Annotated in this window: 8 protein-coding genes; 1 reads left to right on the forward strand and 7 read right to left on the reverse strand. The window is 72.0% G+C overall.

What is annotated here, in order from left to right; all coding sequences use genetic code 11:
- On the forward strand, nt 1–1,430 hold a 1,430-nt coding region (gene acnA, locus CCN39_RS46395), incomplete at its 5' end, for an aconitate hydratase AcnA (protein ID WP_143264435.1).
- 55 nt (nt 1,431–1,485) lie between these two features.
- On the opposite strand, the gene CCN39_RS46400 is transcribed toward acnA, so the two are convergent.
- The 7 genes from CCN39_RS46400 to CCN39_RS46430 form a co-directional block, all read right to left on the reverse strand.
- On the reverse strand, nt 1,486–2,190 hold the full coding sequence (locus CCN39_RS46400; protein ID WP_086853420.1) for an MgtC/SapB family protein: 705 nt from the start codon (nt 2,188–2,190) through the stop codon (nt 1,486–1,488).
- Between the two features lie 213 nt (nt 2,191–2,403).
- Nucleotides 2,404–3,996 (reverse strand): alpha/beta hydrolase, encoded by a 1,593-nt coding sequence (locus CCN39_RS46405; RefSeq protein WP_086853422.1) that lies wholly within the window; start codon nt 3,994–3,996, stop codon nt 2,404–2,406.
- Nucleotides 3,997–4,145: 149 nt separating this feature from the next.
- Nucleotides 4,146–4,568, reverse strand: a complete 423-nt coding sequence (locus CCN39_RS46410; protein WP_086853424.1) for a nitroreductase family deazaflavin-dependent oxidoreductase — start codon at nt 4,566–4,568, stop codon at nt 4,146–4,148.
- A 46-nt stretch (nt 4,569–4,614) separates the two neighbouring features.
- Nucleotides 4,615–5,592 (reverse strand): L-histidine N(alpha)-methyltransferase, encoded by a 978-nt coding sequence (egtD, locus tag CCN39_RS46415; RefSeq protein ID WP_086853426.1) that lies wholly within the window; start codon nt 5,590–5,592, stop codon nt 4,615–4,617.
- A complete protein-coding gene (gene egtC, locus CCN39_RS46420; RefSeq protein WP_086853428.1) occupies nt 5,589–6,344 on the reverse strand; it encodes an ergothioneine biosynthesis protein EgtC in 756 nt (251 codons plus the stop codon). The genes egtD and egtC overlap by 4 nt, the downstream gene beginning before the upstream one ends.
- 4 nt (nt 6,345–6,348) lie before the next feature.
- Nucleotides 6,349–7,686: an ergothioneine biosynthesis protein EgtB gene (gene egtB, locus CCN39_RS46425; protein WP_086853430.1), complete on the reverse strand. Its 1,338-nt coding sequence runs from the start codon at nt 7,684–7,686 to the stop codon at nt 6,349–6,351.
- A partial coding sequence (locus tag CCN39_RS46430) for a glutamate-cysteine ligase family protein (RefSeq protein ID WP_244211329.1) occupies nt 7,683–8,356 on the reverse strand: 674 nt, incomplete at its 5' end. The genes egtB and CCN39_RS46430, both read right to left, overlap by 4 nt.

The following is an 8,356-nucleotide window of genomic DNA, read 5'->3' on the forward strand; positions in this document are numbered from 1 at the left end:
ACCACGGCGCCGTGGTGATCGCCTCGATCACCTCGTGCACCAACACCTCGAACCCGTCGGTCATGCTCGGCGCCGCGCTGCTCGCGCGCAACGCCGTGGACAAGGGCCTCGCGGTCAAGCCGTGGGTGAAGACGTCGATGGCGCCGGGCTCGCAGGTCGTCACCGACTACTACACCAAGGCCAACCTGTGGCCGTACCTGGAGAAGCTGGGCTACCACCTGGTCGGCTACGGCTGCACCACCTGCATCGGCAACTCCGGCCCGCTCTCGGACGAGATCTCCGCGGCCATCCAGGAGAACGACCTCACCGCGGTTTCGGTGCTCTCGGGCAACCGGAACTTCGAAGGCCGGATCAACCCCGACGTGAAGATGAACTACCTCGCGTCGCCGCCACTGGTCATCGCCTACGCGCTGGCCGGCACGATGGACTTCGACTTCGCGAACCAGCCCCTGGGCCAGGACACGCAGGGCAACGACGTCTTCCTCAAGGACATCTGGCCGACGTCCAAGGAGATCCAGGAGACCATCGACCACGCGATCACGCAGGAGATGTTCACCAAGGACTACGCGGACGTCTTCGACGGCGGCGAGCGCTGGAAGTCGCTGCCCACCCCGGAGGGCAAGACCTTCGAGTGGGACGCCGAGTCCACCTACGTGCGGAAGCCCCCGTACTTCGAGGGCATGACGCCGGAGCCGGCCGCGGTCACCGACATCACCGGCGCGCGCGTGCTGGCGAAGCTGGGCGACTCGGTCACCACCGACCACATCTCCCCCGCCGGCGCGATCAAGCCGGGCACCCCGGCCGCGCAGTACCTGACCGAGCACGGCGTGGAGAAGAAGGACTTCAACTCCTACGGTTCCCGGCGCGGCAACCACGAGGTGATGATCCGCGGCACGTTCGCGAACATCCGCCTGCGCAACCAGCTGCTGGACGACGTGCAGGGCGGCTACACCCGCGACTTCACGCAGGAGGGCGCCCCGCAGGCGTTCATCTACGACGCGGCGCAGAACTACGCGGCGCAGGGCACCCCGCTGGTCGTGCTGGGCGGCAAGGAGTACGGCTCCGGTTCGTCGCGTGACTGGGCGGCCAAGGGCACGTCCCTGCTGGGCGTCCGCGCGGTGATCACCGAGTCGTTCGAGCGCATCCACCGCTCGAACCTGATCGGCATGGGCGTCATCCCGCTGCAGTTCCCGCAGGGCGAGTCGGCCTCGTCGCTCGGCCTGGACGGCACGGAGACGTTCGACATCGCGGGCATCACGGCGCTGAACGAGGGGACGACGCCGCGCACGGTGCACGTCACGGCCACCAAGGCGGACGGCACCAAGGTGGAGTTCGACGCGGACGTCCGCATCGACACCCCGGGCGAGGCGGACTACTACCGCAACGGCGGCATCCTGCAGTACGTGCTGCGGAAGATGACGCAGGCGTAAGGGTTTTCGGTGGTTCGGAAGGCCTCCCCGCTCGGCGAGCGGGGAGGCCTTCTCCCTACGCGGGCACGGCCACCCAGCGCACACTCGACACCGAAGGCTCCAGCGACAGCCGCGAAACGGCGGCCTCCATCTGGGCGTCGTCGCGCTGGTCACCGATCAGCTCGGCGCGGACCTCGACCGTGCGGTTCTCCCGGTCCGTGCTCAGGACCGACAGCAACCGGAAGTCCGTGCGGGTCAACGCCTGCACGAGCAGGGCACGGACGTGGGCCTCGGCCTCGTCCCGGGTCACCGCCTGGAACTCGTAACGCGCCGGGGTCTCGTCCCCCGCGTCGGGACGGCGGTCGACGGCCCGGCCCAGCGGCCGCAGCACCACGTTCACCCCGACCACGACAGCGGTCCCGGCCGCCGCGACCGCGTACAGACCGGCCCCCGCGAGGGCGCCGACCGCGGCCGAGCACCACAGCGTGGCGGCGGTGTTGAGGCCGCGGACGTTGAGGCCGTCCCGCATGATGACCCCGGCACCGAGGAACCCGATGCCCGAGACGATCTGGGCCGCCACCCGGGTCGGGTCGGCGTCGCCGCTCGAGGCCAGCCCGCCGAAGCCGTGGGCGGACAGCAGCACGAACAGCGTCGCGCCCACCGCGACGAGGGCGTTGGTGCGCAGCCCGGCCATCCGGGCGCGGAACTGGCGCTCGACCCCGATGACGGCACCCAGGCCGACGCCGGCGCCCACGCGCAGCAGCATTTCGAAGATGGTCATGATCCGGCTCTTTTCCGGCGTGCGCGCACTGCCGGACAGGGGGCGGCCGGACTCAGCCCCGCCGGAAACCTCCGGTGAGCGCGCGCCCGGCCGTCCGAGGACTGTCCGCTGGCATGTGCCGCTCACCTCGCTTCCCGTGGTTCGTCGATGATCAACGTCGCCAGGGTAGCCGGTCCCGCGGCCCGGGGAAGGGCCACGGGACCGGGTTCACACTCAGAAGGGCTGGACGTTCGGCTGGAACACCTGCCCGTTCGCCGGCACCTTCAGGTCGGTCAGGTAGTCGGCCACGGCCTGGTCGACACCGAGGGCGTCACCCAGGATGCAGTGACCGAACGCGTCGACCGTCAGCAGCCGGCTGTTGCCGAGCTCGGCCGCCATCCGCTGGGCGAACTTGTACTGCGTCGCCGGGTCGTAGTAGTTGCCGACCACGATCACCGGGACGTCGGTCTTGGCCCGCCACGGGCCGCGGTAGGCGTCCGGCTTCTTCGCCGGCCACACCGGGCAGGCCGCGGTGTCCGAGAACGCCTGCGACCGGCCGAAGGTCCGCGACTCACGCTCCCACTTCGCGGCGATGTCCGGCACCTGCTCCTGCCGGATCTTGAACGGCTTGTCCGAGCAGTTGACGGCGAAGTACGAGTCGTCGCCGGTGTACGGGCTGTCCGGCCTCAGGTCGGCCAGGCCCCGGTGCCCGACGGCGAGCGCCTTCAGCGGCCGGGGCTGCAGCGCCTGCGCCTGCGCGGACGGGTGGATCGCGGCGTAGTACGTCTGCAGCCATTCGGCCAGGGAGGCGAACACCGCCGGGCTGTAGAGGACGCCCCCCACGGTGCCGGTGAACTCGCTGATGTCGAGCGGCTCGGCGCCGGGGAGGGTGATCGGCTGCTTGCGCAGGTACTCGCGCAGCTCGTCGAACTTCGCCCGCGGGTTGCCGTCGCTGAACGCGCACTTCGCGCCCGCCTGGTCACAGCGCTTGAGGAACGCGTCCAGCGCGATTTCGAAGCCCTGCGCGCGTTCCCGGTCGTACTGCACGCCGTCGCTGGTGCGCAGCGCCGGGTCGACGTTGCCGTCGATCACGATCGCCCGCGACTGCTTCGGGAACATCGACGTGTACGTCGAGCCGATCAGCGTCCCGTACGAGAAGCCGACGTAGGTCAGCTTCTGGTCGCCCACGGCCGCCCGCAGCGTGTCGAGGTCGCGCACGACGTCCTTGGTGGACATGTGGTTGAGCAGCGAACCCGCGTTGTTCTTGCAGAACCGGCCGTAGTCGCGGTAGCTGGCCAGGGTGCCCGAGATTTCGGCGCGCGACAGCGGCACGCCGATCTGGGCGCCGAAGACCTCGTCCGCGTCCTCCTGGGTGGTGAAGCAGCGCAGCGGGTTGCTGGCGCCGACCCCGCGCGGATCGAAGCCGACGAGGTCGAAGCGGTCGAGGACCTGCGGCCGGAAGATCGCCTGCCCGGCGATCGGCATGGTCAGGCCCGGGCCGCCGGGACCGCCCGGGTTGAGGAACAGCGACCCGACCCGCTTGTCGGGCGTGCGGGCGGCGCGCTTGAGCAGGGCGATGTCGATGGTGCCGAGCGACGCGTCGTCGTGGTCGATCGGCACCCGGTAGCGCGCGCAGCTGTAGAACTTGATCTGGTCGGCGGGCACGCCGGCGAGGACGTCACTCGCGCAGGTACCCCAGGCGACGGCCGGGGTCGCGCCGACGACGGCAGGCTTGACGGCGGTGTCTTCGGCCGCGGCGGCGGTGCCGGCCGGCCCGGCCAGCCCCACGCCGGCCACGAGCGCCCCCACCAGTGCGAACGCCCGCACCCGGCTCTGTGTGGATCTCGGCAAGACGGTTCCCTCCCTAGGTAACGCCGGTACGCAGCGCCGTGAGATCACGACGTCACGGCGCGTTACCCGGGTGAGACTGGCACAAACCGGTGAATCCCGGCACCGGCCGAACGGATGGTCAGAACCTATCGAGCCACCCGCACGAGAACGAAAACCGGCAACGGCCGCGCCGCCTCGCGCTGCTCCATCGCATACCCCGGCCAGAACGCCAGCAGCTCCGCCCACATCCGCTCGTACTCCTCGCCGTGCAGCTCACGCGCCACGACGTCGACCGGGCGCCCGGCGAGCGCGACCTCGCACTTCGGGTTCGCCCGCAGGTTGAGCGCCCATGCCGGGTCGTGCGGGCGGCCCCAGTTGGATGCCGTCAGCACGAAGTCGGCGCCGCGCGGGTAGTAGAGCAGGTTGGTGCTGCGCGCCAGCCCGCTCTTGCGTCCCGTTGTCGTCAGGCGCAGCGACGGCAGCCCGGCGAGCGCCACGAGGCTCACCCGGCCGCCGAACGCCTTGTGCAGTTTCTTGTCCGCCCACACGACGAAGCGCGCCGTGCGCATCAGCCACGGTTTCGTGCCGGCGGCCCGGGCCAGCGCCCGGAGAGGATTAGCCACGCACGGATTTTGCCAGGCTCACCCCGAACCGCTGCTGGGAGTCGGTCCACCAGTGCTCGAGGGCGAAGCCGGCCGCGGCCAGCTCGGCCTCGACGCCGCTCGGGCGGAACTTCGCCGAGATCTCCGTCCGGACGTGCTCGCCCTCGGCGAAGCGCACCGTCAGGTCCGCTCCGGGGATCTCGACGGTCAGCGCCCGGCGGGCCCGCAGCCGCATCTCGATCCACTCGTTCTCCGCGTCCCAGTGCGCGACGTGCTCGAACTCGTCGACGTCGAAGTTCGCGCCGAGGCGGGCGTTGATCACCCGCAGCACGTTCTTGTCGAACTCCGCCGTGACGCCGGCCGCGTCGTCGTAGGCGCGCTCGAGAATCCCGGAGTCCTTGACCAGGTCGGTGCCCAGCAGCAGCCACTCCCCCTCGTCGAGGACCTCCCGGACCGAGCGGAGGAAGGTCGCGCGTTCGGCGGGCAGGAAGTTGCCGATCGTGCCGCCGAGGAAGGCGACCACCCGCGGCTGGCCGTCCGGCAGCAGGTCCAGGTGCTGGGTGAAGTCGCCGACGACGCCCCGGACGGCCAACCCCGGGTAGTCCTTCGAGATCGCCTCGGCCGCCTCGGCCAGTGCGGATTCGGACACATCCAGGGGGACGAACGCCTCCAGGGTGCCGTGTCCGGTGAGCGCGTCGAGCAGGAGCCGGGTCTTCTCGCTCGAACCCGAGCCGAGTTCGACGAGCGTGTGCGCGCCGGTCAGCTCGGCGACGTCGGCGGCGTGCGCGGCCAGCACCTCGCGCTCGCTGCGGGTCGGGTAGTACTCCGGCAGCTGGGTGATCTTCTCGAACAGCTCGCTGCCGTCGGCGTCGTAGAACCACTTGGGCGGCAGCCACTTCTGCGCCGCGGTGAGCCCGGCGACGACGTCGGCGCGCAGTTCCGCGGTGACGGCGTCGCCGGAGCGGTGGTGGTCGAGATCGACTTCGGTCATGGGGTCTCCTGGGTCAGGGGAAGCAGGTCGACGCCGGCCGCGGTGGCGCGCACGGCGTGGTGGTCGGGGACGGGCCGCCAGCGCGGGTCGCCGTCGAGGGGTTCGGACGCCAGCCACACGCCGGCCGGGGTTTCCAGCACGGACAGCGCGTGCGTCCAGGTGGTGCCGATCAGCGTTTCGCCGTCGGTGAGCAGGAAGTTGAGCCGGGAGCCGGGCGCGGCCGCTTCGACGGCGGCGGTCAGCTCCGCCACCGCGGTCAGCGGGTCCTCACCCGTGGCCAGCCGGGCGCGCAGCAGCGCCCAGAGCACCACCGAATCCGTCGGTGCCTCCAGCGTCAGCAGATCGGTGACCGGCAGGGTCTTGGCCAGTTCGGCCAGCGAGCCCGGGTAGCCGCGGACGACGCCGTTGTGGCTGAACAGCCACTTCCCGGCGGTGAACGGCGCCGCGGCCGCCTCGGTCACCGGCAGGCCGGTGGTGCCGTTGCGGACCGCGGCGACGAACGCGCCCGCGGTCACCGCCGCGGCCAGCGGCGGCAGCGTCTCGTCCGTCCACAGTGGAGTGGAACGGCGGTGGCGGAGCGGTGGCGAGCCCGGGCCGGGGTACCACCCCAGCCCGAACCCGTCGGCGTTGACCGAGCCGCCGCCGCGCATGTCCGCCGGCGCGTACGACTGCACCAGCAGGGCGTGCGGGGCGCGGAAGAGCGCCTCGGCGGGCGAAACCGGCTCGCCGAGGTAGCCGATGTGGCGGCACATGCGCCTACCCCACCTCGCCGGGTGCCGCGTCGCGGGCGGTGCGGAAGCCGGCGAAGATCTGCCGCCGGATCGGGTAGTCCCAGTTGCGGAACGTGCCCCGGATGGCCGCCGAGTCGGTGCCGAACGATCCGCCGCGCAGCACCTTGTACTCCGGCCCGAAGAACACCTCCGAGTACTCCCGGTACGGGAAGGGCGCGAAGCCCGGGTAGCCGTGGAAATCGGTCGAAGTCCACTCCCAGACGTCACCGATCAGCTGGTGCACGCCGGTCGGCGACGCACCGGCCGGGTACGCCCCCGCCGGTGCCGGGCGCAGGTGCCGCTGGCCGAGGTTGGCGTGCTCGGCCGACGGTTCCCCGTCGCCCCAGGGGAACCGGCGCGACCGGCCGGTCGCCGGGTCGAACCGGGCCGCCTTCTCCCACTCCGCCTCGGTCGGCAGCCGCCGCCCGGCCCAGGCCGCGTACGCCTCGGCTTCGTGGCAGGAGACGTGCACGACCGGCTCGTCGGCCGGGATCCGCTCGTAGACCCCGAAGCGGGTCCGCCACCAGCCGTCCTGCTCCCGCTTCCAGAACCGCGGCGCGGTGATGCCGTTGTCCTGCCGGTAGGCCCAGCCGGCCGCGCTCCACCACTGCCGGTCGTCGTAGCCGCCGCCGTCGAGGAATTCGACGTAGGCCCCGCACGTCACCGGCACCGTGTCCATCCAGAACGCGTCGACCGCGATCTCGTGCGCCGGGCGCTCGTTGTCCAGGGCCCACGGCTCGGCCGACGTGCCCATGGTGAAGGCACCGCCCGGCACCAGGACCTCGCGGGGCAGCGCGCCGGACCGCGCGGGGGGCGGCTCCGGCGCGTGCAGCACCGGGTCGCCCTTGCGGAGCTGGTGGGTGGCCAGCATCGTCTCGTCGTGCTGCTGCTCGTGCTGGGTGATCATGCCGAAGGCGAACGCCTGCTCGGTCAGCCGCCTGCCTTCCATCGGCGCGTGTTCCAGCACGTCGAAGGCCTTCTCGCGGACCTGCTTGACGTACGCGCGCGCCTCGGCCGGCCCGAGCAGCGGCAGCTCCGGCCGGTCCGCCCGGGCGTGCTGGAAGGCGTCGTAGATGTCGTCGATGTCCGGCCGCAGCGGTTCCCGGCCGCCGACGTCGCGGACCAGCCACAGCTCCTCCTGGACACCGATGTGCGCGAGGTCCCAGACCAACGGCGACATCAGCTTCGAATGCTGGCGGACGAGATCCTCGTCGTCCACCGCGTCGGTCAGCGCGACGCTGCGCGCCCGCGCCCGGGTCAGTGCTTCGGCCGCCCGGGCGCGCAGATCCTGTGCGCTCAGGTCACCCAGTGCTTCCGTGCTCATGCTTCGCTCCTCGATCGGTACGCGCGCCCCAGCACGCTCTCGCTGATCCCGGTGACCGTCTCCGCCGCCAGCCCGGTCGCGCCCAGTTCGCCGCAGCCGAGGTCGGCCAGGGCCGCCGCGACCGCCGCCAGGTCCGGGTCGGCCAGGCCGCGCCGCGCCGCCGTGGTCCACCGGCCGTCGACCGGCGCGCAGATCTCGCGCACCTTGTCGACGGTGGCCGGCCGGGCGAGCAGGGCGGCCACCAGCGCCACCGGGGCCAGCCACTCGTCCGGCGGTTGCGCGTCGAGGTACCGGATCTCCAGGTACCCCTGCGGGCGGACCGGCGTGAACATGGTCGTGAGGTGGTAGTCCAGGTCGGCCGCCGTCGGCCTCGGCAGCAGCGCCGCCGCACCCCGGCCGTCGATCCAGTCGGCGAACGTCAGCCCTTCGGGCGCGTCCCACGGCCGGTCGCCGCGGGGCAGCACCATCAGGGGGACGTCCATCAGGCGCTCCGCCCACGCTCCGGCCGGGTCGTCGCCCGCCACGGCCGCCGTGCGCGTGCGCACCGCTTCCGTGTCGTGCACCGCCAGCCAGCGGGCGGAGGCGTGCCCGGTGTCCTGTCCGGCGTGGACGCGGGAGTTGGCGAAGAGGGCGAGCAGTGGCGGCCCCATCGCGTGCGCGGCCGCCCACC

This window comes from Amycolatopsis kentuckyensis, from assembly GCF_002155975.1.
Taxonomy (GTDB): domain Bacteria; phylum Actinomycetota; class Actinomycetes; order Mycobacteriales; family Pseudonocardiaceae; genus Amycolatopsis; species Amycolatopsis kentuckyensis.